The sequence below is a fragment of the Halobaculum gomorrense genome, assembly GCF_900129775.1.
In the GTDB taxonomy this organism is placed as follows: Archaea; Halobacteriota; Halobacteria; order Halobacteriales; family Haloferacaceae; genus Halobaculum; species Halobaculum gomorrense.
In genome coordinates this window covers 24,686-49,099 of sequence record NZ_FQWV01000005.1, presented here as the reverse complement: position 1 = coordinate 49,099, position 24,414 = coordinate 24,686, and the positions used below count along the sequence as shown (strand labels likewise).

The 24,414-nt window shown below is 69.7% G+C and carries 24 protein-coding genes and 1 pseudogene; 15 read left to right on the top strand and 10 right to left on the bottom strand.

What is annotated here, in order from left to right; translation table 11 throughout:
• Positions 1 to 70: 70 nt before the first annotated feature.
• Positions 71 to 631 (bottom strand): tRNA (cytidine(56)-2'-O)-methyltransferase, encoded by a 561-nt coding sequence (locus BUE16_RS09960; RefSeq protein ID WP_073309198.1) that lies wholly within the window; start codon positions 629 to 631, stop codon positions 71 to 73.
• A 196-nt stretch (positions 632 to 827) separates the two neighbouring features.
• Between BUE16_RS09960 and BUE16_RS09955 the strand changes: the two genes are divergently transcribed.
• From BUE16_RS09955 to BUE16_RS09935, 5 genes are all read left to right on the top strand, one after another.
• Positions 828 to 1,763 (top strand): SDR family NAD(P)-dependent oxidoreductase, encoded by a 936-nt coding sequence (locus BUE16_RS09955; protein WP_073309196.1) that lies wholly within the window; start codon positions 828 to 830, stop codon positions 1,761 to 1,763.
• A gap of 92 nt (positions 1,764 to 1,855) precedes the next feature.
• Positions 1,856 to 2,791: an NAD-dependent epimerase/dehydratase family protein gene (locus tag BUE16_RS09950; protein ID WP_073309194.1), complete on the top strand. Its 936-nt coding sequence runs from the start codon at positions 1,856 to 1,858 to the stop codon at positions 2,789 to 2,791.
• A gap of 432 nt (positions 2,792 to 3,223) precedes the next feature.
• Positions 3,224 to 4,096 carry a DUF2797 domain-containing protein gene (locus BUE16_RS09945; RefSeq protein WP_073309192.1) on the top strand — a complete coding sequence of 291 codons (873 nt, stop codon included), beginning with the start codon at positions 3,224 to 3,226 and terminating at the stop codon, positions 4,094 to 4,096.
• A gap of 98 nt (positions 4,097 to 4,194) precedes the next feature.
• Complete coding sequence (locus BUE16_RS09940) at positions 4,195 to 5,796, top strand: methyl-accepting chemotaxis protein (protein ID WP_073309190.1); 1,602 nt, start codon at positions 4,195 to 4,197, stop codon at positions 5,794 to 5,796.
• Positions 5,793 to 6,566: a bacteriorhodopsin gene (locus BUE16_RS09935; RefSeq protein ID WP_073309188.1), complete on the top strand. Its 774-nt coding sequence runs from the start codon at positions 5,793 to 5,795 to the stop codon at positions 6,564 to 6,566. Before BUE16_RS09940 ends, BUE16_RS09935 begins: the two co-directional genes overlap by 4 nt.
• Positions 6,567 to 6,598: 32 nt before the next feature.
• On the opposite strand, the gene BUE16_RS09930 is transcribed toward BUE16_RS09935, so the two are convergent.
• Positions 6,599 to 8,353, bottom strand: a complete 1,755-nt coding sequence (locus BUE16_RS09930) for a MutS-related protein (protein WP_073309186.1) — start codon at positions 8,351 to 8,353, stop codon at positions 6,599 to 6,601.
• Between the two features lie 130 nt (positions 8,354 to 8,483).
• Entirely contained in the window at positions 8,484 to 8,888 is a 405-nt protein-coding gene (locus tag BUE16_RS09925; protein WP_073309184.1) for a ribbon-helix-helix domain-containing protein, read from the bottom strand.
• 215 nt (positions 8,889 to 9,103) lie between these two features.
• On the opposite strand from BUE16_RS09925, the gene BUE16_RS09920 reads away from it, so the two are divergent.
• The 4 genes from BUE16_RS09920 to BUE16_RS09905 all read left to right on the top strand — a co-directional run bounded on the left by BUE16_RS09920 (position 9,104) and on the right by BUE16_RS09905 (position 12,152).
• Positions 9,104 to 10,513, top strand: coding sequence for an MFS transporter (locus BUE16_RS09920; protein WP_073309182.1), 1,410 nt, complete (start codon positions 9,104 to 9,106; stop codon positions 10,511 to 10,513).
• 80 nt (positions 10,514 to 10,593) lie between these two features.
• Positions 10,594 to 10,884 (top strand): ribonuclease P protein component 4, encoded by a 291-nt coding sequence (locus tag BUE16_RS09915; RefSeq protein WP_073309598.1) that lies wholly within the window; start codon positions 10,594 to 10,596, stop codon positions 10,882 to 10,884.
• A 66-nt stretch (positions 10,885 to 10,950) separates the two neighbouring features.
• The gene (locus BUE16_RS09910; protein WP_073309179.1) at positions 10,951 to 11,199 is read left to right on the top strand and encodes a YhbY family RNA-binding protein; all 249 of its coding nucleotides are present in this window, start codon (positions 10,951 to 10,953) and stop codon (positions 11,197 to 11,199) included.
• Positions 11,196 to 12,152, top strand: coding sequence for a mechanosensitive ion channel family protein (locus BUE16_RS09905; protein ID WP_079991594.1), 957 nt, complete (start codon positions 11,196 to 11,198; stop codon positions 12,150 to 12,152). Before BUE16_RS09910 ends, BUE16_RS09905 begins: the two co-directional genes overlap by 4 nt.
• A 44-nt stretch (positions 12,153 to 12,196) precedes the next feature.
• On the opposite strand, the gene BUE16_RS09900 is transcribed toward BUE16_RS09905, so the two are convergent.
• Positions 12,197 to 13,342 (bottom strand): acyl-CoA dehydrogenase, encoded by a 1,146-nt coding sequence (locus BUE16_RS09900; RefSeq protein ID WP_073309594.1) that lies wholly within the window; start codon positions 13,340 to 13,342, stop codon positions 12,197 to 12,199.
• Between the two features lie 154 nt (positions 13,343 to 13,496).
• Between BUE16_RS09900 and BUE16_RS09895 the strand changes: the two genes are divergently transcribed.
• The 3 genes and pseudogenes from BUE16_RS09895 (at position 13,497) to BUE16_RS09885 (ending at position 16,722) form a co-directional block, all read left to right on the top strand.
• Complete coding sequence (locus BUE16_RS09895) at positions 13,497 to 14,576, top strand: phytoene/squalene synthase family protein (RefSeq protein WP_073309177.1); 1,080 nt, start codon at positions 13,497 to 13,499, stop codon at positions 14,574 to 14,576.
• A gap of 33 nt (positions 14,577 to 14,609) precedes the next feature.
• Positions 14,610 to 15,596: pseudogene (locus BUE16_RS09890) on the top strand (RNA-guided endonuclease InsQ/TnpB family protein); the annotation flags it as partial.
• 565 nt (positions 15,597 to 16,161) lie between these two features.
• Positions 16,162 to 16,722 (top strand): thioredoxin family protein, encoded by a 561-nt coding sequence (locus BUE16_RS09885; protein WP_073309175.1) that lies wholly within the window; start codon positions 16,162 to 16,164, stop codon positions 16,720 to 16,722.
• 42 nt (positions 16,723 to 16,764) lie between these two features.
• Here the strand turns inward: BUE16_RS09885 and BUE16_RS09880 are convergent, their stop codons facing one another.
• Positions 16,765 to 17,256, bottom strand: coding sequence for an RNA-binding protein (locus tag BUE16_RS09880; RefSeq protein ID WP_073309173.1), 492 nt, complete (start codon positions 17,254 to 17,256; stop codon positions 16,765 to 16,767).
• 86 nt (positions 17,257 to 17,342) lie between these two features.
• On the opposite strand from BUE16_RS09880, the gene BUE16_RS09875 reads away from it, so the two are divergent.
• Positions 17,343 to 18,536: an MFS transporter gene (locus tag BUE16_RS09875; protein WP_073309171.1), complete on the top strand. Its 1,194-nt coding sequence runs from the start codon at positions 17,343 to 17,345 to the stop codon at positions 18,534 to 18,536.
• Between the two features lie 120 nt (positions 18,537 to 18,656).
• Here BUE16_RS09875 and BUE16_RS09870 read toward each other — a convergent pair whose 3' ends face one another.
• From BUE16_RS09870 to BUE16_RS09860, 3 genes are all read right to left on the bottom strand, one after another.
• Positions 18,657 to 18,872: a DUF1918 domain-containing protein gene (locus tag BUE16_RS09870; RefSeq protein WP_073309169.1), complete on the bottom strand. Its 216-nt coding sequence runs from the start codon at positions 18,870 to 18,872 to the stop codon at positions 18,657 to 18,659.
• A gap of 42 nt (positions 18,873 to 18,914) precedes the next feature.
• The gene (locus BUE16_RS09865; protein WP_073309166.1) at positions 18,915 to 19,226 is read right to left on the bottom strand and encodes a hypothetical protein; all 312 of its coding nucleotides are present in this window, start codon (positions 19,224 to 19,226) and stop codon (positions 18,915 to 18,917) included.
• A gap of 66 nt (positions 19,227 to 19,292) precedes the next feature.
• Complete coding sequence (locus tag BUE16_RS09860) at positions 19,293 to 19,718, bottom strand: EamA family transporter (RefSeq protein ID WP_073309164.1); 426 nt, start codon at positions 19,716 to 19,718, stop codon at positions 19,293 to 19,295.
• A gap of 160 nt (positions 19,719 to 19,878) precedes the next feature.
• Between BUE16_RS09860 and BUE16_RS09855 the strand changes: the two genes are divergently transcribed.
• Positions 19,879 to 20,370 (top strand): Lrp/AsnC family transcriptional regulator, encoded by a 492-nt coding sequence (locus tag BUE16_RS09855; protein WP_073309161.1) that lies wholly within the window; start codon positions 19,879 to 19,881, stop codon positions 20,368 to 20,370.
• Positions 20,367 to 21,653 carry a pyridoxal phosphate-dependent aminotransferase gene (locus BUE16_RS09850; RefSeq protein WP_079991593.1) on the top strand — a complete coding sequence of 429 codons (1,287 nt, stop codon included), beginning with the start codon at positions 20,367 to 20,369 and terminating at the stop codon, positions 21,651 to 21,653. The genes BUE16_RS09855 and BUE16_RS09850 overlap by 4 nt, the downstream gene beginning before the upstream one ends.
• 80 nt (positions 21,654 to 21,733) lie before the next feature.
• Here the strand turns inward: BUE16_RS09850 and BUE16_RS09845 are convergent, their stop codons facing one another.
• A complete protein-coding gene (locus tag BUE16_RS09845) occupies positions 21,734 to 22,387 on the bottom strand; it encodes a response regulator transcription factor (protein WP_073309159.1) in 654 nt (217 codons plus the stop codon).
• A 406-nt stretch (positions 22,388 to 22,793) separates the two neighbouring features.
• Positions 22,794 to 24,287 (bottom strand): IMP dehydrogenase, encoded by a 1,494-nt coding sequence (gene guaB, locus BUE16_RS09840; protein ID WP_073309157.1) that lies wholly within the window; start codon positions 24,285 to 24,287, stop codon positions 22,794 to 22,796.
• Between the last annotated feature and the right edge of the window lie 127 nt (positions 24,288 to 24,414).

The window sequence follows — 24,414 nt, the reverse complement described above, 5'->3', positions numbered from 1 at the left end:
GCCGTTCCACGGGGTCGCGAGAGGCGCAGCCCGGTAGCCCCCCGACCGTGGCGTTCGCTTCGGTCGATCCCTACGCCCCGTCCTCTCCTTCCACGTCCTCGGGATCGACCACGCGCTTGCCGGTCTCCTGTGGGAGAACGACGCGGTCGGCGTCCTCCCACTCGCGCTCCAGTTCCGCGCCCTCGAACAGCCGGTCGAGGAAGACGGCGAGCCCGGCGACCTCCGAGTGGGGCTGGTTCGTCACACCGACGTTGAAGTCCGCCTCCTCGTAGAAGTCGAACGGCACCTTCTCGCCGCCGACCACGACGAGCAGCGGGGTGTCGCCGCCGACGGCGTCGGCCCGAATGTCGGCTTCCACGTCCTGGACGCGCTCGCCGTACATCGTGAGGTGGACGACCGTGCCCTCCCAGTTGCGCGTGAACGCGCGCTGGTCGTCGCGCAACTCGACGGCGAAGGGGCCGCCGAAGCGGTCGGTGATGTCGCGGATCGTCTCCGCGGACTGGCCGGCGTTGTCCGGGAGGATCACGCGATCGGCGCCGAGCGCGCGCGCCGTCAGCCCCACGTGGGTCGTCATCCGGTCGTCCCGCCCGGGGCGGTGACCGTACCGGAGGACGACGACCTCGTCGTTCATACGCCGACAACGACGCGCCCGGGTAAGGGCGGTTCGCTTTCGGCGGCGAGGCGACGACCCGACGACCGCCGGCGTCCCCGCCCCCGTCCGCCGTCCCCGTCGCCGCCGGTGCCGTCGACAGTGCCGGCGACCCCCCGGCGTCCCCGCCGCTAGTGTCGCCGACGGCGCTTTCCCGTCCGAACCCCTTCGACCGTCCATGCGTAACTACCCCGAGGACATCGCCGGCGTCGGCGACGAACGACTGGTCGGGAAGACGGCGCTCGTGACCGGATCGACCAGCGGGATCGGTCGGGAGATCGCGCTGTCGCTCGGGCGACTCGGCGCGCACGTGATCGTCCACGGCCGCGACGACGACGCCGGGGGCGGCGTGGTCGACCGGATCGACGCCGGCGTCAACGAGGGCACCGCCGAGTTCGTCGCCGCCGATTTCGCGGAGCCGGAGGAGGTGAGCGCGCTCGCCGACGCGACGCGGCGCGCCGTCGGCGACGACGGCCTCGACCTCCTCTTCAACAACGCGGGCGGCTACTTCCGCGAGGCGCGACTCACCGACCTCGGCGTCGAGTACACGTTCCACGTGAACCACCTCGCGCCGTACCAGCTCACTGCCGAACTACTCGACGATCTGGCCGACGACGCCCGAGTGATTACCACCTCTTCGGAGGCCCACCGCGGCGATCGGATCGATCTCGACGCCGTGGAGTCGGTCGAGGAGTTCTCCTCGTGGCGCGCCTACCAGCGCTCGAAGCTGGCGAACGCGCAGTTCGCCGCGGAGCTGGGGCGTCGACTACGCGAACGCGACGGTCGGGAGATCACCTCGAACAGCTTTCACCCGGGTGCGATCCCCGGCTCGGGATTCCTCCGTGACCTCCCCGGGCCGCTCTCGCGGGTCGCCCGCGCGCTCGGACGGCTCCCGTTCGCGACGACGCCCGCGGAGGGCGCGGCCACCGCGGTGTACCTCGCCGTCGCCGACGAGCCGGCCGACGCGACGGGGCGGTACTTCGCCGACCGCCGGGAGAAGAAGCCCTCGACGGAGGCGCAGGACCCGCGCGCGCAGCGCCGGCTGTGGGAGACGAGCGCCGACCTGCTGGGGGTCGACGAGCCGCTTCCGGCGCCCGCGACCGACGAGATCTGACCGACAACACGGGGGATCGAACCGTCCGCTCGACCGCGTTCGCGCATGCGGCGACCGCAAGAGCTTTTCTGCGCGCTCGCCCCCGGAACGTCATGGACTTGACTGGAAGCGCCGCCCTCGTCACGGGCGGCGGCGGCCTGATCGGCTCGCATCTCGCGGGACACCTCCAAGCGGAGTACGGCGCGGACGTGCGCGTCGCAGACGACTTCTGGAAGGGCGAGCGCGGCCGGATCCCCGACGGTGTCGACGTGATCGAGGCCGACCTGACCGACGAGGCCGAGACGCGCGCGGCGGTGACCGACGACCTCGACGTGGTCTTCCACCTCGCGGCGTACACGGACACGAACTTCGACGACGACCGGGCGCTGTTCGAGGAGAACACCGAGATGACGTACAACGTCCTAGAGGCGATGACGGACGCGGGCGTCTCGAACCTCGCGTTCACCTCCTCCTCGACGGTGTACGGCGAGGCCCCCCGTCCGACGCCGGAGGACTACGCCCCCCTGGAGCCGATCAGCATCTACGGCTCCAGCAAACTCGCCGACGAGGCGCTCATCTCGACGTACGCGAAGAGCTACGGCTTCACCGCGTGGGTGTACCGCTTCGCCAACATCGTCGGCCCGTACCAGCGCGGCAACGTGATCCCCGACTTCATCCAGAAGCTCCAGGCGGACCCCGAGGAGCTGGAGATCCTCGGCGACGGCCGCCAGGAGAAGTCGTACCTCCACGTCACCGACTGCGTCGACGCGATGTGCCACGTGGTCGAGCACGGCGAGCGCGACCTCAACACGTTCAACCTCGGCTCGCGCACGACGACCTCCGTGAACCGCATCGCCGACATCGTCGCCGCGGAGATGGGGCTGGATCCCGAGTACGGCTACACCGGCGGCGACCGCGGCTGGACGGGCGACGTGCCGAAGATGCGCCTCTCCGTCGAGAAGCTCGCCGCGCTCGGGTGGGAACCGCCCGCCTCCAGCGACGACGCCGTTCGCGCGGCGACGCGAGACCTGCTCGCGGAACTGTCGTGAGTCGGAACGGGCCGTGCCGTCGCGGGGGACGTCGAGACCCGAATAGACGTCTCGGCGGCGCTCTGTAGAACTATTTACTCGGTCGCGGAAAACTATTTATGCTCTCCGAACGTATCGGTGAGTATGAACGAGTACCGCAACACCACCTACGCCGAAGTGAGTTCCGGAGTCCGCAGCGTCGCCGACCGCGCCGTCTCGCTCGGGCGACCGGCCGGCGACGACTGAGCGATCGCACCGCGGATCCGTTCGGTCGCGAGCGATCCGAGAGGCCCCGACGCGGGTGCGGAGAGCGGCCGGCGCCGCCTCCGACGGTTCGCCGTACGACCGAACCCCGTGACGTGAACTGCAACTGCGGGTGCGGCCGGCCGGGCAGAGGAGACGGAAGCGTCTGAAGGGGACATCGCTTTATTCCGCTGGGGGCTACCGTCCGTCGTGCAGATCGTGGGGTACGAGACACCGGCGGGCGCGCTGTTCGTGAGCGACGGCGCGCCGGACCCGAACGCTTCGCCCGGGACCGCGACCGGCGAGGTCGATCGGATCGCCCTCGACCCGGGCACCGATCTCTCCTATCGCCTCGGCGAGCGGCGCTGTGCGGGAACGGTCCACGACGGCGGGCACGTCGCCTGCGGCGCCGACGCGGCGCCGTACTGCGAGGACCACCGGTCGACGTGGGTGTGCGCGCGGTGCACCGGAACCTGCCTCAAAGATGAGATGGACTGCTTCGACGACCACGCGGTCTACGTGGCCGCGTTCGCCCCGGACACGTTCAAGGTGGGCGTCACGAGGGAGTGGCGCCTCAACACCCGACTGCGCGAGCAGGGCGCCGACCGCGCGGTCCACCTCCGGACCGTCGAGAACGGTCGGATCGCCCGCGAGATCGAAGCCGAGATCGCCGCCAACGGACTCGAACGGGCCGCCCGAAGCGACGGCGACGACGCGGGCGACGCCCGTGGGTCGCCGACCGCTGCCCCCGCCGAGGGAACCGACGGGCTCCCCGACCGGGTCCGGGTCCCGACCAAGATCGCCGGCCTCGCAGAGCGAGTGGACGACGACGCGTGGGACGCGCTGCTCGCCGGCGTCGAGTACGAGGAGCGATTCGAGTTCGACTACGGGCTCGACCTCGCCGAGCGCCCCGTGGCCGAGACGCTCGCCTCGGGCACCGTCGTCGCCACGAAGGGACGGCTCCTCGTGCTGGAGACCAGCGGGACGGCGTACGCGGTCGACATGCGCGACCTCGTCGGATACGAGATCGAAGCGGGCGACACCGAGCGCGACCTCCAGTCGAGCCTCGGCGCGTTCGGGTAGTCGCAGCGTCGAGGCATATCGGAGGCGGCACCGTGGTATTCAAACGCGATATTTTGCGGACTGGCTTGATACGTCCGACCGCCGATCGGACGGATAGAATGGTGCAACTGCTTCGACGGAGTTTCGCGGCGAAGCTTCTGGTCGGCTTCGCGCTCACCACGGGTGCGACCGTCGGCTACGGGCTCGTGACGCGCAACGTCGTCGGGACGATGCTGATGGCGACCGCCGGGCAGGTGGTGCTCGGGGCGTATCTCGGGACGAACACCGTCGTGTCCATGCGGACGCTGGAGGAACAGACGGAGGCGATCGCGGACGGCGACCTCGACGTGGCCGTCCGGACCTCTCGGGCGGACGAACTCGGGCGGGTGTACAGCTCGGTCGACCGGATGCGGCGCTCGCTCGCCTCCCGGATCGAGGAGGCCGACGAGGCTCGCGCGGAGGCCGAGGCCGCAGAGGCGCGCGCGCAGTCGCTCGCCGAAGACTACCAGCGCACGGCGACCGAGTACGCGGAGACGATGCGCGCGGTCGCCGATGGCGACCTCCGTCGCCGAGTGGAGGTCGACCGCGAGCACGACGCGATGGAGACCGTCGGGACGGCGTTCAACGACGCCGTCGACGAGCTGGAGGTCGCGCTGGCGCGGGTGGACACCTTCGCGGGCGACGTGGCCGACGGGGCCACGGACGTGCGCGCCGCCGCCGAGCGGATCGACGAGCGCACCGACGACGTGCTCGCGGCGACCGACGACATCGACGCCGCGACCGACGAGCAGCGCGCGACCGCGCGGACGGGCGCCGAAGAGACGGCCGACCTCTCAGCGACCGCCGAGGAGGTGGCCGCGACGACCGAGTCGCTCGTCGAGACGACCGACGAGGCGGCGGACGCCTCCGAGGAGGCACGCTCGGCCGCGGGCGACGCGATCGAGACGATGAGCGAGGTCGACGAGACGATGGGCGAGGCGGTCGACCGCATCGAGACCCTCGACGAGGCGACCGCCGAGATCACGGAGGCGGCCGAGCTCATCCGCGACATCGCCGAGCAGACGAACATGCTCGCGCTCAACGCCTCCATCGAGGCCGCGCGCGCCGGCGGCGACGCGGGCAACGCCGGCGACGGCTTCGCGGTCGTCGCCGAGGAGGTGAAGGGGCTCGCCGAGGACACCGGCGACCGCGCGGACGCGATCGCCGGGATGATCGACGAGGTCCGAACCGAGACAGAGCGCGCGGTCGAGGCGATCCGCGCGACGAGCGAGCAGGTGAGCGACGGCTCGACCACCGTCGCCGAGGCCGTCGACCGCCTCGACGACATCGCGGAGGCCGTCGACGACCTCGACCGGGGCGTCCGCGAGATCAGCGACGCGACCGCCGAGCAGGCGTCGGCGGCCGCGGGCGTCTCCGAGACGATCGACGACCTCGCGGAGAACTCCGACCGGACGGCCGACCGCGCCGCCGAGGCGGATGCCGCCGCCACCGAGCAGTCGACCGCCGTCGACGCCGTCGTCGAGGAGTCGGAGACGTTCCGCGCGCGCTCGGACGACTTGCTCGACGTGCTCGCGGAGTTCGACCTCCGTGAGTCGCGCGCAACGTCTGCGGCCGGCGGCGACGCCGCGTCCGGGGCCGGCGAGTCGACGGCGCGGGCGGTGAGCGACGGCGGCGGGCCGCTGGACGGAGCCGAGCGGACCGACGGGGGTGAGCGCCGATGATCCCGGACGTGCTGACGCCCTCCGTCGACGGCCTCAGTTCGGTCGTGTACGGGGTCGGAACGCTCGGCATGCTCCTGGGTATCGCGGTCGTCGGATGGCTGTTGCGCGACGAGACGCTCGATTCCGGATCCGGCCGGTTCCGGGTGCTGCTCGTGATTCCGGCGTTCGCAGCGCTGTCGTACGCGTCGATGACCTTCGGTATCGGCGTATTCACGATCAACGGGTACGATGTCGAGGGGATGCGGTACCTCGACTGGCTGGTGACGACGCCGGTGCTCGTCGGGTACGTCGGCCACGTCGTCGACGTCGACCGCTCGGTCGTGTACGGCGCCGCCGGATTGGACGCGACCATGATCCTGACTGGCTTCGTCGCCACGACGACGACGGGGATGCTCCGGTGGGGCGCGTTCGCGGTGTCGTCGGTCGCGTTCCTCCTCATGCTGTACGTCATGTTCGTTCAGTATCCGCGACGGGCGAACACGACGACGCCGGAACGCAAGCGTCTCTTCCTCCGCCTCCGCAACCAGGTCGGCGTCCTCTGGCTGCTGTATCCTGTCATTTGGCTCGCGAGTCCTGTCGGATTCGGGCTGGTGTCGACGCTCGGTACCGCGATGCTGGTGACGTTCATGGACGTGGCCGCGAAGGTACCGTACACCTGGGTCGTGCACGAACACCGGGGGATATTTGGCACCGACCGAGTGTCGAACGATGCCAAATCTGTTGACGGGGACAAATTCGAGAGCGAAGTCCCCACGGCGACGGCTGACTAACGACCGGCCGATCGTTCGCCGGCGGACCGACTTCACTCCTCGCCGCCCGCCCACTCCACGTCGGAGAGCGTCCGCTGGACCGCCTCCTCACCGACCGCGGAGGCGAGCTCCTCGAACCCCTGGCGGACCGCGCGGTCGGAGGCGTTGGCGACGAGCCGCGAGACGATGAACTCCGGCGTCGACTTGCCGACGACGCCGAAGCGGGGCTGGTAGTCGACGAGCAGGTCAAGGTCGTTCGTGAGGCCCTCCGCGAAGATGCCGTCCACGCGCGCGGCGTCTGGCAGCGGCGAGAGGTCCTCTGCGAGGTGGGTGACGTACACGCCGACGGCGCCGCGGTCGACCGTGAGCTCCACGAGGCCGTTGAGCAGGTCCGCAGCGCGTCCGGGCTCGGTGATCGCCTCGAACTCGTCGACGAGCATCAGGGTGCGGCCCTCGCCGACCAGCGGCGGAACCACGGACTTCAGCGTCGATTCGAGCACGCCGGCGTTGAACGACGCGTGCCGGCGGTGGAACACGACGGTGTCGAAGCGGCCGACTTCGGCGGCCTCGGCGGGAACCGGTAGCCCCATCGACGCGAGGATCACGACCTGACAGACCGTCTCCAGCAGCGTCGTCTTCCCGCCGGAGTTGGCCCCCGTGAGCACGGCGACGCGGTCGCCGGCCGGGATCCGACCGCCGGACGCGTCGCTCGGGAGACCGTGGTCGCCGACGCCGTAGCTGACCGGCTGCACGTCGCCCGAGAGAAAGAGGTTCCGGGCGTTCGCGACCGCGACGCCGTCGCCGGCGAGGCCGGGCCGCGAGAGGTCGTGTGCGACGGCGAACCGCGCCAGCGAGAGGGAGAAGGCGATATCGGAGACAGCGTCGACGACGGTCGCCACGTCGGCGCCGCCGTCGGCCACGTCGGTCTCCAGTTCGGCGCGGACCTCGGCGGCCCGCTCGTCGGCCGCCGCCTCCAACTCGTCGGCGAGCGTGCGTAGCGTGGAGCCGACGAAGTCCGCGGAGTCGACGGCGCCGTCGGGGGCCGCCGACTCGACGCGCCCGCGGGCGAGCCCCGTCTCGCCGGCGACGTACTCGACGACCGCCGACCGGAACGCGTCGGCGTCGCGTGCGCCGCGCTCGCGAACCGTCTCGACCACGTCGAACGCCGAGTCCGCGAGGTCGCGGGCGTCGGCAGCGCGCTCGCGCAGGCGGTCGAGTCGTTCGTCGGCGCCCGCGGCGACGCCGTCGTCGGTGAGCGCAGCCAGCGCGGCGGCGGCCTCGCGCAGGGCTGCCTCATCGACGCCGTCGAGCGCGGCGAAGGTGCCGCCGCGCAGCCCCGCCTCCCGGAGCGCGAGCGCGCACTCGATGGCCGCGCGGTCGGTCCCTCCCGCCTCGTCGTACTCGGCGAACGCGTCGAGGACCAACTCGCGGTCGGCCTCGCTCAGGTCGACCCACGCGTCGCGGGCTTCGAGCACGTCGTCGAGCCGGCCCTCGCGCCGCTGGTCGCTCCCGAGCGGCGTGAGCACGCGCACCCGGTCGGCGGCGTGGGCGGTGACCGCGTACCCCGCGGCGAGATCGAGCAGGTCGTCGTACACCTCGCGGGCGTCGCGGGTGCCGAACAGGTCCATCGCCTCGCGGCCGTTCGCCCGGCGGAGCACGCGGGTCGCCCGGCCGCGCGGAACGCCGGCGTCGACGAGCGCGCGCACGTCCGCCGACTCGATGGCGTCGACGGCCGCCGCCTCGCCGAGCGACTCGCGGAGCGTCTCGGCGGTCTTCGGGCCGACGCCCCAGTACCGTTCCAGTCGCATACGAATCCGTGTGGACGGAGCGGTGTAGACGTTACCGGTCCACGCGCCCCGTAGACGGTACCGGTCGACGGGCGCCGACGCTGGCGTAGGCGGTTCGGGTGTCGAACGCGGAGAAGCGGGCGGCCTGCCGTCAGACGCCGGACGTGGAGCCGTTCTCGGCGCGGTCGCGGTAGACACGCAGCAGCTCCTCCAGGATCATACCGGAGCGGTCGGTGGTCTCGTAGTTCTCGTCGATGAACTGCTCGGCCTCCGCGAAGTCGTTGCGCAAACCGAGTTGGCGGACCGTGATGACCGCGTTGAGGAAGTCGCGGCCGCCATCGGCCCCGAGCAGCACGGGCTCCTCCTGGAGGTCCAGCTCCTCGCGGATCTCGCCGTAGTTGAACGTCTCCGGCTCCCACTCGTCGCTGACGAGCGCGAGCACGTACTCGGCGGAGAAGCGGTAGAACTCGGACTTGCTCTCGAAGACGCCGTCGTCGACGAGGGCGTCGATTTCGTCGACGACCTTATCAGGGTACCGGACGGTGTCCTTGGCCATGCCGAGTTCCTCCTTCGTTCCACACTTATACCGAACCATATAGAGTCTTTTGGTTACCTGACAGACTCGTTCGCGAGAACGGGCTCGACAGCCGTTCTCTCGCTTGAATCTTGCTCTCGATACGCAGAGGATATATATCGATCCGGTACGGACCGCCGCCGGGTCGCCGGCGCGGAACCGCACGGTTCACCACCCCGCTCACCGAACGGCGGCGCGTGCAGCGTCCGTCGCTCGACGCCGTCCGCGGCTTCGACCGCGCCGTCTACGTCGTCGCGCTGGGCCAACTGATCAACGTCTTCGGCGGCGGCCTCGTCTATCCGTTCGCGACGGTCCACTTTCACCTGCGGGTCGGCATTGCGCTGTCGGTCGTCGGCCTCGGGCTGGGCGCCAAGAGCGTCACCACCGCCGCGGGTACGGCCGCCGGCGGGCTCCTTTCGGACGTGATCGGACGCAAGCCCGTGATGGTCGCCTCGATGGCGCTGTCGGCGGTTGCGCTCGCGGCGTTCGCGTTCGTGCCCGAGATCGTCGGCGTCGTCCCGACGGCGGTCCCCGCCGCCACCGGCGTCTCGGCGCTCGGCGTCGCGTTCGTCGGGGTCTGCGTCGCGTCGGGGTTCGTCCGCGGGCTGTACACGCCGGCGAGCCACGCGATGACCGCCGACCTCACCGACGCCGCCGAGCGCGACCGCGGCTACGCCCTCCTGAAGGTCGCGAACAACGTCGGCTTCGGCGCCGGCTTCGTCGCCGGCGGGGCGCTGTACTCGGTTGCCTCCGTCGCCGTCTTCGTCGCCGACGGCGCCACCTCGGCGGTCGTCGCGTTGGTGATCCTCCTGTTCGTGCCACGCGTCGCCGCCGGTGAGGTGGCCGACGAACGGACGGCGAGCGCGGCCGGCGAGGGGGAGGAGTCGGACGGCGAGGGCGACGCGGGACGTGGCGCGCTCGCAGCGTGGTGGCGCGCGGCCACCCGGCCGCGGGTGCTCGCGCTTGCGGGCGTCAACGTCGGCTTCGCGGTCATGTACGCGCAGATGCAGACGACACTCCCGATCGTCGCCACGGAGGAGCTGGTGCTCACCGCCGCCCAACTGGGCACGCTGTACGTCGTGAACCCCCTCACCGTCGTGATCCTCCAGATCCCGCTGGTCGATGCCGTCGGCGGCTGGCGGCGCACCCGCGGGCTCGCCGCGTCGGCGTGCTTCTGGGCGGTCGCGATGCTGGCGGCGTGGGGCGCTGACCTCATCTCGGTATCCGGACACGCGGGTCTCGCCGCGCCGACGGTGGTGCTCGGCGTCGCGCTGGTCGGCGGGCACCTCTTTTTCGGGACGGTGGGGGAGATCCTCCACTCGCCGCTGGCGTCCGCGCTGATGTCGGACCTCGGCAGCGCCGCCGAGCGCGGCACCCAGCTTTCGATGCTGGAGGTCGCCAAGCGCCTCGGCATCGGCCTGGGGTCGTTCGCGGGCGGGCTGTTCTTCGATCACGGTTTTTCCGGCCTGCTGTGGCCGACGCTGATCGCGGTGTGCGGACTGGTCGTTGCGACGCTGTTGTGGCTGGAGCGGTCCGTGACGCCGCGCGAGAACGGCGCGCGCGGCGACGCGACCGAGGCCGCGGTCGAGACGGCGACCGACGACTGACCCGCGGGGGCGTCCGCGCCGGCGTGATCCACCCGAAACCGCTATCCGCCGCGGCCGTCGAGTACCGATCAACGCGCCCGATGAACGACGCACAGATCGCAGCAGAGCGGATCGACCGCCTCGCCGAGTTCGCCCGCGAGGCCGCGCGCGCCGGCGAGGAGGAGCGCGCCCGTGAGGCCGTCAGGCTCGCCCGGCGGATCGCCGAGCGGCACCGCTGCGGGCTCCCCGCACGGTTCGACCGCTTCACCTGCGACGCGTGCGACGCGTATCTCATCCCCGGCCGCACCGCACGCGTGCGCCTGCGAGAGGGGAGCCACGTCGCGATCCGGTGTGCCTGCGGCGCGACCGAGCGGTACCCGTACGGCGACTGACGGGCACGGCGGGCGGCGACGCCGCAAACGAGAACCTTCAAACCGCGTCCACGGCTAGCGGGGCGTATGTCTGACCAGGATCTCCGCAAACAGGCCCACGATCTCGACGTGACCGTCTGGGTCGGGAAGAAGGGCCTCTCTCCGGTCGTCGACGAACTCGACGACCAGTTGACGAACCGCGACCTCGTGAAAGTGAAGTTCCACCGCTCGGCGCAGGCCGGCACCGACGTGGACGAACTGGCGACGGAGCTGGCCGATCGGGTGTCGGCGGACCTCGTGGAGACGCGCGGTCACACCGCGGTGCTGCACAGATGACCCTCGCGGGGGTCGCACCGGTCCTCAAGACGGCCACGCCGGCGCCCGGAGACGGAGGGTCATCAACGGCGTCCGCGCCCGTCGCCGATCTGCTCGCGAGCCTCGGCGTCCCGACCGGGTTGGCGGGTCCCCTCGGGGCGGCGATCACGTTCCTCGTCGTCGTGGCGGCGTTCGTCGTGCTCGGTCGGACGTTCGTCCGGCCGCTACTCGACCGCGTGCTCGACGCCCGCGGGCTGGAGACCCACGCCAAGCGGCCGCTCAAGAAGGTCGCGAACGTCGTCGTCGTGTTCGCCGGTATCGCCGTCGGCTTCGGCCTGGCGGGCTACGGCGACTTCCTCCAGTCGCTGGCGACGATCGCCGCCGCGGCGACGCTCGCAATCGGCTTCGCGATGCAGGACGTGATCAAGAACTTCGTCGCGGGCATCTTCATCTTCACCGACCGCCCGTTCCGCATCGGCGACTGGATCGAGTGGGACGGCCACTCAGGCATCGTCGAGGACATCTCCTTTCGCGTCTCGCGCGTCCGCACCTTCGACAACGAGCTACTGACGGTCCCGAACTCGCAGCTCACCGACGGCGTGATCAAAAATCCCGTCGCGAAGGATACGCTCCGCCTGCAGTTCCTGTTCGGCATCGGCTACGGCGACGACATCGAGCACGCCACCGAGATCATCGTCGAGGAGGCCGAGCGCCACCCGGATATCCTCTCGGACCCGGCTCCGTCGGTCCGGCTCACGGAACTGGCAGACAGCTACGTCGGTCTCAAGAGCCGCATCTGGATCGGGAACCCCTCGCGGGCGGACTTCGTGAAGATCCGCGGGGAGTACGTGACGAACGTGAAGGAACGGTTCGACGAGGAGGGAATCGAGATCCCGTTCCCCCAACGCGACCTGTCGGGTGGGGTGGAACTCAACACGCCTGCGGAGGGCGCCGCGACCTTGGGCGACGACTGAGCCGGAAGCCCGTCGGTTCGGGTCCGCGTTCGCTTCGCGCGTCGTTACTTGTCCAGTACCTGCTGAGCGATAGTGTTGCGCAGGATCTCGCTGGTGCCCTCGTAGATCTCGTTGAGCTTCGCGTCTCGGTAGAACCGCTCGACGGGGAAGTCCTTCGTGTAGCCGTAGCCGCCGTGGATCTGGATCGCCTCGTTGGCGACCTCGCGACTGATCTCGCTGGCGTACAGCTTCGCCTGCGCGGCCTCCTTGATGAACGGCTCGCCTTTGATCTTCAGGTCGGCGGCCTTGTGCATGAGCAGTTCGGCGGCCTGCAGCTTCGTGTCCATGTCCGCGATCTTGTGTTGTATCGCCTGGAACTGCGAGATCGGGCCGCCGAACTGGTCGCGCTCGGTGGCGTACTCGGCGGCCGCCTCCAGCGACGCACGCGCGATGCCGACACCGCGGGCGGCGATGGTGATCCGGCCGCCGTTGAGCGTCTTCAGCGCCTGTACGAAGCCGTCGCCCTCCTCACCGAGCAGGCGCTCGGCGGGGAGGTACAGGTCGTCGAAGCGGAGTTCGGCGGTGGGACACCCCTTGTCGCCGAGCTTGTGCTCGGTTCCCTCGACGATGAAGCCGTCGTCCTCCTCGGGGCGCACGACGAACGAGGAGATCCCCTTGTTGCCGGCGTCGGGGTCGGTCTTCGCGAACAGGGTGACGGTGTCGGCGACCGAGCCGTTGGAGATCCACAGCTTCCCGCCGTTGACGACGTAGCCGTCGCCGTCCTTCTCCGCGGTCGTCTCCATCGCGGGCACGTCCGACCCGGCGCCCGCCTCCGAGAGCGCGAACGCGCCGATGTCGCGCCCCTCGGCGAGCGGGGTGAGGTACGCCTGTTTCTGCTCCTCGTCGCCGAAGGCGTACAGCATGTTGCCCGCCAGCGAGATGTGCGCGGCGACGACGGTGCCGAGGCCCCCCGAGCCGCGCGCGATCTCCGAGAGCCCGAGCGCGTAGCTGTGGTAATCGAGGTCGGCGCCGCCGTACTCCTCCGGAAACGGCATCCCCATCAGGCCGAGCTCGGCCATCTGGTCGACGATGTCGCGGGGGAACTCGTCCTCCTCGTCGATCTCGGCGGCGCGCGGCACGATCTCCTCGTCGGCGAACTCCGCGACCATGTCGCGGATCTGTCGTTGCTCGGTGGTCAGCCCGAAGTCCATGGTCGTTCCTGTGAGTTCCGCGGCTTCAATCTTTGCAGTGTCGGTGGCGGCGGCGGGATCGGTGCCGCGAATCGACGCGCCGATCCCGTGACAGGACAGCGACACGCACCACACAGTACTTTTTAACCCTCCTGCCATAGGCCACTCCAACTGAATGCCCGACGCCGATCGCCCCGCCGCGACCCACCCCGACGCCGACCTCGCGTGGTGCCACGAGGCCGTCCAGGGCGTCTCGCGCACCTTCGCGCTGACCGTCGACACCCTCGACGAGCCCATGTCGTCGTACATCTGTCTCGGCTACCTCGTCTGCCGGATCGCCGACACCGTCGAGGACGCCGACCACATCGCTCCCGATGAGCAGGCCGCCCTCCTCCGGGAGTTCGACGCCGCCCTCGACCCCGACGACGGCGCGGACGCCGGCGACTTCCGCGCCTCGGTCGGCCCGCATCTCCCTCCCGAGTCGGAGCGCTCGGCTGACTGGGAGGTCGTCGCCGAAGTCGACCGCGTGTTCGCCACCTTCGAGGGCCTCCCGCCGGAGGTGCGCCGCGCGGTCGTTCCGCCGGCCCGCGAGATGGCCACCGGCATGGCCGACTTCGTCGAGCGCTACGCCGACGAGGGCGGCCTCCGCATCGAGACGAAGGGAGAACTGGAGGAGTACTGCTACTACGTCGCCGGCACCGTCGGCACCCTCATCACGAACCTCATCACGACCCTGGGCACCGTCGACGACGAGCGCGCCGACCGCCTATACGAGGTCGCCGAGGAATTCGGCCTCCTGCTCCAACTGGTCAACGTTGCGAAAGACGTGCACGACGACTACACCGAGGAGAACAACGTCTACCTCCCCGCCGAGTGGCTCGACGAGGAGGGCGTCCCGCAGGACGAGGTCGTCGCGCCCGAGTACTGCGAGGGCACCGCCAGCGTCGTCTCGCGGACGGCGGGCTACGCCCGCGGCTTCCTCGACGGCGCGCAGACGTACCTCGAACGCGTCCCGCTGGTCGAGGGGAACACCCTCGCCGCGTGGACGATCCCGTACCTGCTCGCGGTGGGGACGCTCCGGGAACTGTCGGAGCACCCCGAACGCGCGGTCACCGGCGAGGGCGTGAAGGTGAGCCGCGAGGAGGTGTTCGCCGTCGTCACCGCGGCCCACGAGCACGGCCGCGACGCGCTGCCGCGCCTGCGGGAGTCCATCGCCGCGCAGCCGTTCCACACGGCGCCGTCGGCGGCGGATTGAGGTAGACGGCGAGTTCGTAGTGGCGATTGAGCTTTACGAGGGCGCAAAGAGAACGGCTACCGCGTCGGGACGCTCAAGTGGAAGGCACCGGGCGAGTACCGCAGTTTCACCTACAGTCAATCCGGCTTCAAGCTCAAGAACACGAGTGGTCGGAGTAAACTGTGGCTCTCGAAACTCGGAGAGATCCCGCTCACCTTCCACCGCGACCTCCCCGACGACGCCGACATTAAGACCGTCACGGTCAAGCAAGAACCAACCGGGAAGTGGTACGCCATTCTCGACATCGAGACGCCCGAGGACCCGCCGGAGAAGCCGGAGAATCCCAAGAGCTGCGTCGGTATCGACGTGGGGATTCTCAAGTACGCCCACGACACCGATGGAACCGCCGTCGAATCCCTCGACCTGTCCAACGAACGCGAACGTTTGGAACGCGCACAGCGCGACCTCTCGCGGAAACAGCACGGGTCGGACAATTGGGAGAAACAGCGTCGGGGCGTGGCAGAACGCCACGCCGAGTTGAAGAACAAGCGCCGCGACTTCCTTCACAAGCTCTCGAACTACTACGCTCGGGAGTACGACTTCGTGGCCGTCGAGGACTTGGACGCGAAGGGGTTGGTCGAACTACCGGGCAACTCGCGGAACCGGGCAGGTGCGGCGTGGGGGACGTTCCTGCGGATGCTCAAATACAAGTGCGAACGCGAAGGAACGCACTTCGTTGCTGTGAATCCGCGCGGAACGACGAAAGAGTGTGCGTCCTGCGGCGTCTCGACCGAGAAACCGTTGTGGGTGCGCGAACACTCCTGCCCGGCGTGTAGGTTCGAGGCCGACAGAGACGCGAACGCGGCGTGGAACATTCTTTCTCGCGGTATCACAAAGCGGTTAGGAGCGGGACGCTCCGAATCAACGCCTGTGGAGACTGCGCTCCCTGTGTCCTCGATTGTGGATGCAAAGCGCGTCGTGGAAACAGGAAGCCCCACCCTCAAGCGCGAGGGCGTCAACCCGAGCGGTAGGGTGGGGTAGTTCACGCTCTTGTCTCTCTGTGAAACCGTGACGGACGATAGATACAGAGGGTATACCCGGCATGGCATCTGCGCACCCATCAGCTACCCCGTACTAGATCCGCGTCGATCTGCGATTCGGCAGTAGAATTGACACAAGAGCATCTCGAGCGGAGCAGCCTCTACTCCTTCACGAAATAGCACTCCAAAGGTGTGGGAGCCGAACAGTAATTATATTGCCACAGTGACCGCAGTTTGAGCTAAGGCGGTCTCATGGAGGGATTCCCGAATGACACAACCCTGGCGGACGTTGATTCCATGGAGGAATCGAACGGAGGTCTATTGGGAATGTCGCAGGTGTGGTACCACTGTCGATGGAGCCACCGAAGAGTGTCCGACGTGTGGATCCGCACAGATCGCTCGGTACGAGATGTCCTGACAGCAGATCGTTCGGTTCAGAGGACGCGGTAGGAGGAATATCAAAACGACCCGCCCGCAGAGCGCGAGGCAACGAGTCGACGTGATCGTTTCCGCCGCCCTCGGTGACCCAACGACTTTCTCCGAGCCACCCCAACCCCGGAGTAGCCATGGTCCAGACCGACTCCGACTCCGACCTCGCGCGCGGCGATGCCGTGCCCGACTTCGAACTCCCCGGCGTCGACGGCGAGACGCACGCGCTCGCGGACTTCGCCGACAGCGACGCCGTCCTCGTCGTGTTCACGTGCAACCACTGCCCGTACGCACAGGCGAAGTTCGACCTGTTGAACCGGATCGCCGCCGAATACGACGACTGCGCGGTCGTCGGGATCAACCCCAACGACGACGCGGCGTACCCCGAGGACTCCTTCGAGAGAATGGTCGAGTACGTCGAGTCGGGCGCGGTGACCTACGACGCGTACCTCCGCGACGAGACCGCCGCGGTTGCAGAGGCGTACGGCGCGGTCTGTACCCCCGACCCGTTCCTCCTGCGCACCGAGGGCGACGGGTCGTTCACGCTCGCGTACCACGGCCGCCTCGACGACGCGCTCAACCCCGACGACGAGGCGACCGAGTACTACATCGAGGACGCCATCGACGCCGTGCTCGCGGACGAGGACGTTGCCCTGGACCCCGGGCCGAGCCGCGGCTGTTCGATCAAGTGGCCCTGAGCGGGCGACCCGTCTGCGGTTCGCCTCTTTCGGCGTGACCGGTTAGGCCGCCTCGCCGTCAGATCTGCCCGTCTCGCCGTCGGAGCCGCCCGCCCCGCCCGCCTCCTCGACCAGTTCCTCGAACGTCTCGCGGGCGTTCTTGACGGCCTTCTCGCGCTTGGCGGGGTACGCCTCCACCTTCGCGCGGAAGGTGATCCCGGGTCCGAGTTCTGCGCTGCCCGTGAACGCCGCCTGCTTGTCGAGCCGGAGGAACAGCGAGTTGTTGTCGTCGACGCGCTCGTCGAGTTCGGCGAGCACGCGGTCCCACTCGGGCAGTTCCGAGAGCATCGAGAGGACGTGACGCACGTCGTCGGCGCGCTCGACGCGCGCCGAGAGCACGACGATCCGGTCGCCGTGGTGGCCGGCGTTGACGACGCGCTCGATATCGAACTCCTCTGGAAGGAACGTGCGCAGCGCGTCCTCCACGCGCTTTTCGTCCTCCGTGGCGTAGCAGAAGGCCCGCAGATCGACGTAGTGGAAGGGAACGGAGCTCACGTTGGTCGCCAGTAGGCGCGGCGGGATGAAAAGGGGTCGGACTGGACCGGAGCGTTTTCCTACCCGATAGGCACACCTACATAGCGATGTCGCCGGCCGTTTTCCGCTACTACCTCTACAAGGCCACCCGCGCGGTCGAACTGTACCGTCCGATCATGTACCTCTACTTCCTCTCCGTCGGCCTCTCGTTCACCCAGATCGCGATCTTGGAGGCGGCGTACAACCTGACGACCGTGGTGGCTGAGGTGCCGACGGGCTACGTCGGCGACCTGATCGGCCGGCGATTGAGCCTCGTCGTGGGGACGGCGATCATCGCGGGTACGCTCGCTGGCATCGCGTTCTCGACGACGTTCCCGGCGCTGCTGGCGCTGTACGTGCTGTGGTCGGTGGGGTACGCCTTCCGCTCGGGGAGCGAGGACGCCTGGCTGTACGACTCGCTGGTCGGCGACCGGGAGTTCGCGACCGTCCGGGGCCGCGGCGAGTCGGTCGCGCTGGCCGTCGGTGTCAGCGGCGCCGTCGCCGGCGGATGGCTCGCCGGCATCGACCTGTCCCTGCCGTTTCTCGTCGCGGCGGGCGTCACCGCCGTCGGAGCCCTCGTCCTGCTCACCGTCGACGACGCGGGCGGGACACCCGAGTTCGACCCGCTGACGCCGCGAGCGGCGTTGGAGGCCGTCCGAGCCGCAGTTCGGGACCCCCGTCTGCGGTCGTTTCTCCCGTACTACTACGTGCTGTTCTCTGCGGTCACGTACCTCGTGTTCATTTTTCTCCAGCCGCGCATCGAGGCGGTCGCCGTCGACGGCGCGGGCGCGGCGCTCGTGGGGGTCGCAGGCGGCGTCGAGCCGTTCCTCGGCTGGTACTACGCGGGGATCAGCCTCGTCGGCGCGCTGCTCACCGGCCGAGCGGGGTGGCTCCGCGATCGCGTGGGCCTGCGGGCGTGGTTCCTGACGACGCCGTTCGTCGTGGCGGCGCTGCTCGTCGGCCAATGGGCCGTTCCGCTGGTGGCGTTTCCCGCGTTCGTGCTCGTGCGCGGCCTCTCGGAGGCGACCTCGGTGTTCGCGGCCAACTACGTCAACGACCGCATCGCCTCGCTCGGGCGCGCGACGACGCTGTCGGCGATGGCGATGGTCTCGGGGGTGACGGTCGTGCCGTTCCAGTTGGCCAGCGGCACTCTCTCGGATCGCTTCTCGCCCGGCGTCGCGCTGGCCGCCGCGGGGGTCACGCTGGCCGTCGGGTCGCTCGCGGTGCTCGCGTGGCGCGACCCCGTCCCGGACAGCGCCTGACCCGACCCGCGGCGTCAGTGGGGGTCGTGGCCATGCCTGCGGGCATGGGAGTCGATACGTACGTGCGGTGATACGGGAAGCCGACGACGGGTTGGTCGTCGTTGTCCCCTCGAAACGGCGTTACTCCTCGTCGTCGACGGCGGCGTCCGCGTCAGTGTCGGCGGCAGTCAACTGGTCGGCCGGGACGCCCTGCTCTTGGCCCTCCTCGAAGCTGACAGTGTACGTCGCGTCGCCGAACATCGTCTCCATCACCTGCGTCACGGTGCCGGTCTCGCCGTCGAACTCGCTGTGCTCATCGTGCAGCACGACGCTGTCGTCTTTCTCGAACTCGGTCATGTCTCGACCATCGACACGACCGTACAAAAGGTCGCTGAAAGGCTACGCGGCGGCGACTCCCACGATCGCGGCGCAGACGCCGTAGGCGGCGGCCGCACCCCCGATGAGGCCGCTAACTGCGGCCGTGAACGCGGCCGCGGCGGCGACGCGATCGAGTGCGACAGACAGCCCGAGCGACCGCAGCGGGGTCGGAGCGACGGCGGCGGCTGTCGCCTCGGCGCCGACGGCGAGCGCCTGGGCGACAGCTGCGACGACGACCGCGGCGGCGACGACGGTCAGCAGGTGCCGGTGGACCCACCAGCGACCGACACCGCGTCGCCCCGGGGAGCCCGCGCTCGGTCGCGACCTGGACATTCGGGGCGTCTGGGTCGGTATCCCAGATAAACGTTCGTACCCGCCGAGACGGTCGCGGGTCGCCGGTCACTCCCCCGCGACGAGCACGACGGCGACGACCGCGAAACCGACGCCGAGGAGCTTTCGCGCGGTGACGGGTTCGTCGAGGAGCACGACGCCGACCGCCGAGGAGGCGACGAAGAACATGGCGAAGATCGGGGCGACGATCGACACACGACCGACCGACAGCGCGCGGTAGTACGCGAGGATGCCGACCGAGAGGCAGGCGCCCGCCGCGAGCACGTAGCCCATCCGCGGGTCCGTGAGGTGCTCGACGACGCCGTCGCCGGTGAACCCGATGACCGCGAGCGTGGCGACGACGAGCACCGAGTTGGCGACGAATGCGGCGACGGTGCTGGGGATGGCCCCCTCGCCGGCGGTCGCCAGCCGCATCAGCGGCGCGACGAACGAGTACGCCGCCAGCGCCACCACCGACCAGACGATGTAGTTCATACGGCCCCTGTGTGGCTCCGCGGCTTCAGGGATCCGACTCGGGACGACCCGCCCGGTTTCGACACGGCGGCGGTGCCGTCGCCGACGGGGACCCGTGCGGTGTGTTCGCTGATATCGCGCCGGGCGAAACCGCTTTGCCCGGCCGTACGAGTCGGGGAGTATGGACGAGGCTACCCGATCCCTGCTAGACGCGCTCGTCGACGACGCACGCGAGTCCACCGCCGACCTGGCCCGCCAGACCGGGCTGGACGAGGCGACCGTCGAGGAGAGGCTCACCGAGTTGGAGGCGTCGGGGGCCCTGCGTGGCTACACCGCAGTCGTCGACTGGGACGCCGTCGACGAGGAGCGCGTCAGCGCCATCGTCGAAGTGAACGTCGAGCTCGACCGCGAGACCGACTACGACGACGTGGCCCGCCGCATCGCGGAGTCGCCGGCGGTCGACTCGCTGCGGCTGATGTCGGGCGACTACGACTTCGCGGTCAACGTCTCCGGCTCGTCGATGGGCGACGTGTCGGGGTTCGTCTCCGAGGAGGTCGCGCCGCTTCCGGCGGTGACGAAGACGGTCACCCACTACGTGATGGAGACGTACAAGGAACGGGGCGTCAGCTTCACCGACCGCGACGACGACGACCGCCTCTCTGTGACGCCATGAACGGCGGCGACCCCCGAGACAGCGACGCCCGAGACCGCGGCGGCGACGACCCGACCGGTGCCGGCCGCGGGTCCGTCGAGACCGACGGCGGTGCCGCCAGCGGAGCGGAGGCGTCCGAGGGCGAGGGATCACGGTTCAGCCCCGCCGATCGCGTCGCGTCGGTGCCGCCGTCGGGCATCCGCGAGTTCTTCGAGATTGCCGAGAACCGCGACGACGTGATCTCGCTGGGCGTCGGCGAGCCCGACTTCACCGCGCCGTGGGCCGCGCGCTCGGCGGCGATCGAGTCGCTGGAGCGGGGACGCACCAGCTACACCGCCAACCGCGGTATGCCCGACCTCCGGCGGGCGATCGCCGAGCGCGTCACGCGCTACGGGCAGTCGTACGACCCCGACTCGGAGGTCCTCGTGACGACCGGCGCCTCAGAGGCGGTCGACCTGGCGTTCCGGGCGTTCGTGAACCCCGGCGACACGGTCGCGCTCCCGACGCCGACGTACGTCTCCTACGGGCCGGGCGTACGCTTCGCCGGCGGGGAGCCGCTCCCGGTGCACACCCGCCACGAGGACGGCTGGGCACTCACGACGGAAGCGCTGTCGGAGGCGGGCGTCGACGAGGCCGACGTGCTCGTGCTCTGTTACCCGAACAACCCCACCGGGGCGACGATGGACGCCGACGAGATGGACGCCGTCGCGGCGTTCTGCCGCGAGCACGACCTGCTCGTCGTCGCCGACGAGATCTACGCCGCGCTCACCTACGACGGGGACCACCAGTCGGTTGCGACGCGGCCGGGGATGCGCGAGCGCACGGTCGTCATCAACGGCTTCTCGAAGGCGTACGCCATGACCGGCCTGCGCCTCGGCTACGCGATGGGTCCCGAAGCGGCGATCGACGCGATGACGAAGGTCCACCAGTACGCGATGCTGTCGGCGCCGACGACCGCCCAACACGCCGCGCTGGCGGCCATCGATCGGTGCGACGACGAGGTCGAGGAGATGCGGCGGGAGTACGATCGACGCCGTCGGTACGTCGTCTCGCGGCTGCGCGAGCTCGGCCTCCCGGTGGCGGAGCCGGGCGGCGCGTTCTACGCGTTCCCCCGCGTCGCCGACGTGGCGTCCGACGGCGACGCCCGCGCGTTCGCGACCGAGCTGCTGGAGGCGGAGGGCGTCGCGGCCGTCCCCGGGACCGCCTTTGGCGCGGGCGGCGAGGGCCACATCAGGATCTCGTATGCGACCGGGCTGGACGACCTCAAGGAGGCGATGGCGCGCCTGGAGCGGTTCCTCTCGTAGCAGTCACTAGCGGAGTCGACACGCACCGTTCGCCGAATTTTCGAACGGAACGCCATCGAACGCGGGCGACTCGACCTCGTTCAGAGGTCATCGAAGCCGTCGTCGTCGAAGAGGTCGTCGTCGTCCACCGAATCACCGTTGTCGAGGTCGCGAAACGCCCGTTCGAACTCGCCGTCGCCGAAGCTGGCGACCTCCTCGTCGAGCTCCGCGCGAAGCGTCGCCGCCCGTCGTTCGAGCGACTCGTACCGCTCGGACTCCTCCAGCGCCGCTCGTCCCTTCTCGGCTTCGAGCACGGCCATCTTCGAGGAGACCGCGAACAACTCCTGGACCCGCGAGTCGTACGCCGAGCGAGAGTACAACCCCTCGACGGTGTCGAGCAGGGATTCGCGCGTGACGGGCTTGACGAGGTAGTCGTCGAACCCCATCTCGATGATGTCGAAGTCGGGCTCGACGGCGGTGACCATCGCGACGCGGGCGTCGATCCCGCGGTCCCGGGCCTCCTCGAGCACCTCGTCGCCGGACAGTCCGGGCATCCGGCGGTCGAGGAGGATCACGTCGATCTCGGGGACGAGTTCGTCGAGCGCCGCTTGACCTCCGTAGGCGGTGCGAACGTCGTATTCGCCGTCGAGCCACGCCGCGTACAGGTCCGCGAGGTCGGGCTCGTCCTCGACGACGAGGACGACCGGCGGCTCGGCCGGGTCGTCCGGCGCGCGGGTGCCCGTGTCCTCGCTCATGCTGTGTCCCCCCTCGGCGGTCCTTCGTCCGTGACGGACCGGCCTACATCACGGTATCCGTCGACGCATACCGGTCCCGCGACTCTCCGTCGCGCGGACGTTCGGGCGTACCGGCGCCGTCCGGCCATCAATTGGTGTTGTCACCGCCGGGTACTTAACCGTATGCGATGTACGGGGGAACCGGTCGAAAATTGGCGTGGGTCAGGTGACGGGTTCGCGTCACGCCTGCCGTGGTGCCCCACTGTCCGCGGTGGCCACCAGCCACCGGAGGGACGTACGGGCACCGCCATCGAAAGCTTACCGGCCGTCGCGTCCGAAAGCGGTCACGCGTCGTCCACCGGCCGTCAGACACTACACTGGCGGCGCACGCGTCGCCGAGGCGAGCCGAGGTCGGTTTCCGCGCCGATTACTCCGGGCTGTAGTTCGGCGCCTCGTCGGTGATGGTCACGTCGTGGGGGTGGCCCTCGGTCTGGCCGGCCTGGGAGACGCGGACGAACTCCGCGCGTTGTTTGAATCCGGGAAGCGTCTCGGCGCCGACGTACCCCATGCCCGAGCGCATGCCGCCGACGAGCTGGTGGAGCTCCGACGAGAGCGGCCCCTTGTACGGGGTCGCGGCCTCGACCCCCTCGGGGACGAACTCCTCGTCCTCCTCGGCGTCCTTGAGGTAGCGGTCGCCGCCGCCCTCGGACATCGCGCCGACCGAGCCCATGCCGCGGTACTGTTTGTAGCGCTTGCCGTTCATCGTGATGACGCGGCCGGGCGCCTCGTCGGTGCCCGCGAAGTACGACCCGAGCATCACCGCGTCGGCGCCGGCGGCGATCGCCTTGATCGCGTCGCCGGAGTAGCGGATCCCCCCGTCGGCGATGACGGGCACGTCCTCGCGGGCGGCCACGTCGGCCACCTGCGCGACGGCGGTGATCTGGGGCATCCCCGCGCCGCTCACGACGCGCGTGGTGCAGATGGAGCCCGGCCCGATGCCGACCTTGAGGCCGTCGGCGAAGCCGACGGCGGCCTCGGCGGCCTCGCGAGTGCCGACGTTGCCGACCACCACGTCGGCGTCGACCTCGGCTTTGATCGCCTCCGCGGAGTCGAGGACGTTGAGGTTGTGCGCGTGCGCGCAGTCGATGAACAACACGTCCGCGCCGGCCTCGTCGGCGGCGACGGCGCGCTCCTCTTCGAACGGCCCGACGGCGACGCCGACGAGCAGCGAGCCCGACTCGTCGCGGGCGGCGTCGGTGTGCTCGCGGCGCGCGAGCGTCCCCTGCATCGTCACGAGGCCGACGAGCCGGTCGTCGTCGTCGACGACCGGAACGCGCTCGATCTTGTGGTCGTACATGAGCTCCAGCGCCTCACGGGCGTCGACATCCTCCGGGGCGGTGATGACCTCGTCCGTCATCGCCTCGCGGACGGCGTCGGACTCGCCGACCTCCAGGTACGGACGGATGTCGGTGCCCGAGATGATGCCGAGGACAGCGTCGTCCTCGTCGACGACGGGGGCGCCGGAGACGCCCTCGTGCTCCATCATCGCGTCGACCTCGCGGACGGGCTGGTCGGGTGAGGCGGTGACCACGTTCTCGCGGCGGATCACCAGCTCGTCGGCGCGCTTGACGCGCTCGACCTCCGCGACCGTCTCCTCGACGGTCATGTTGCGGTGGAGCACGCCCAGACCGCCCTCGCGGGCCATCGAGATCGCCAACTCGGACTCGGTGACGGTGTCCATCGCCGCCGAGAGGACGGGGATCGTCAGCTCGACGTTGGACGACACGCGTGTGGAGACGTCAGCCTCGTCGGGCTCGACTCGGCTCTCCTTGGGACGCAACAGGACGTCGTCGAACGTCAGCGCTTCCGATACCTCCAGCTTCTGTGAGAACGGACTTCCCTCGGATCCGTCGTTCGCCATATCAACGGTGCTCGCGGACACCGCAAAAACGTTCCGAGAATCGGACCGCATGGACAGTCAGTCACACACGTACGTGTACAGATCGCCGGTGCGGGCACGCACGGTAGGGGGTCGAAATGCATCTGGG

Bases quoted from the DNA above. Each gene is read 5' to 3' on its own strand.
- BUE16_RS09940 (WP_073309190.1), top strand. From the start codon at position 4,195: ATGGTGCAACTGCTTCGACGGAGTTTCGCGGCGAAGCTTCTGGTCGGC.
- BUE16_RS09870 (WP_073309169.1), bottom strand. From the start codon at position 18,872: ATGACCGAGTTCGAGAAAGACGACAGCGTCGTGCTGCACGATGAGCAC.
- BUE16_RS09960 (WP_073309198.1), bottom strand. From the start codon at position 631: ATGAACGACGAGGTCGTCGTCCTCCGGTACGGTCACCGCCCCGGGCGG.
- BUE16_RS09925 (WP_073309184.1), bottom strand. From the start codon at position 8,888: ATGGCCAAGGACACCGTCCGGTACCCTGATAAGGTCGTCGACGAAATC.
- BUE16_RS09895 (WP_073309177.1), top strand. From the start codon at position 13,497: ATGCCCGACGCCGATCGCCCCGCCGCGACCCACCCCGACGCCGACCTC.
- BUE16_RS09955 (WP_073309196.1), top strand. From the start codon at position 828: ATGCGTAACTACCCCGAGGACATCGCCGGCGTCGGCGACGAACGACTG.
- BUE16_RS09855 (WP_073309161.1), top strand. From the start codon at position 19,879: ATGGACGAGGCTACCCGATCCCTGCTAGACGCGCTCGTCGACGACGCA.
- BUE16_RS09850 (WP_079991593.1), top strand. From the start codon at position 20,367: ATGAACGGCGGCGACCCCCGAGACAGCGACGCCCGAGACCGCGGCGGC.
- BUE16_RS09875 (WP_073309171.1), top strand. From the start codon at position 17,343: ATGTCGCCGGCCGTTTTCCGCTACTACCTCTACAAGGCCACCCGCGCG.
- BUE16_RS09935 (WP_073309188.1), top strand. From the start codon at position 5,793: ATGATCCCGGACGTGCTGACGCCCTCCGTCGACGGCCTCAGTTCGGTC.
- BUE16_RS09900 (WP_073309594.1), bottom strand. From the start codon at position 13,342: ATGGACTTCGGGCTGACCACCGAGCAACGACAGATCCGCGACATGGTC.
- BUE16_RS09905 (WP_079991594.1), top strand. From the start codon at position 11,196: ATGACCCTCGCGGGGGTCGCACCGGTCCTCAAGACGGCCACGCCGGCG.
- BUE16_RS09885 (WP_073309175.1), top strand. From the start codon at position 16,162: ATGGTCCAGACCGACTCCGACTCCGACCTCGCGCGCGGCGATGCCGTG.
- BUE16_RS09865 (WP_073309166.1), bottom strand. From the start codon at position 19,226: ATGTCCAGGTCGCGACCGAGCGCGGGCTCCCCGGGGCGACGCGGTGTC.
- BUE16_RS09910 (WP_073309179.1), top strand. From the start codon at position 10,951: ATGTCTGACCAGGATCTCCGCAAACAGGCCCACGATCTCGACGTGACC.
- BUE16_RS09860 (WP_073309164.1), bottom strand. From the start codon at position 19,718: ATGAACTACATCGTCTGGTCGGTGGTGGCGCTGGCGGCGTACTCGTTC.
- BUE16_RS09930 (WP_073309186.1), bottom strand. From the start codon at position 8,353: ATGCGACTGGAACGGTACTGGGGCGTCGGCCCGAAGACCGCCGAGACG.
- BUE16_RS09845 (WP_073309159.1), bottom strand. From the start codon at position 22,387: ATGAGCGAGGACACGGGCACCCGCGCGCCGGACGACCCGGCCGAGCCG.
- BUE16_RS09950 (WP_073309194.1), top strand. From the start codon at position 1,856: ATGGACTTGACTGGAAGCGCCGCCCTCGTCACGGGCGGCGGCGGCCTG.
- BUE16_RS09915 (WP_073309598.1), top strand. From the start codon at position 10,594: ATGAACGACGCACAGATCGCAGCAGAGCGGATCGACCGCCTCGCCGAG.
- guaB (WP_073309157.1), bottom strand. From the start codon at position 24,287: ATGGCGAACGACGGATCCGAGGGAAGTCCGTTCTCACAGAAGCTGGAG.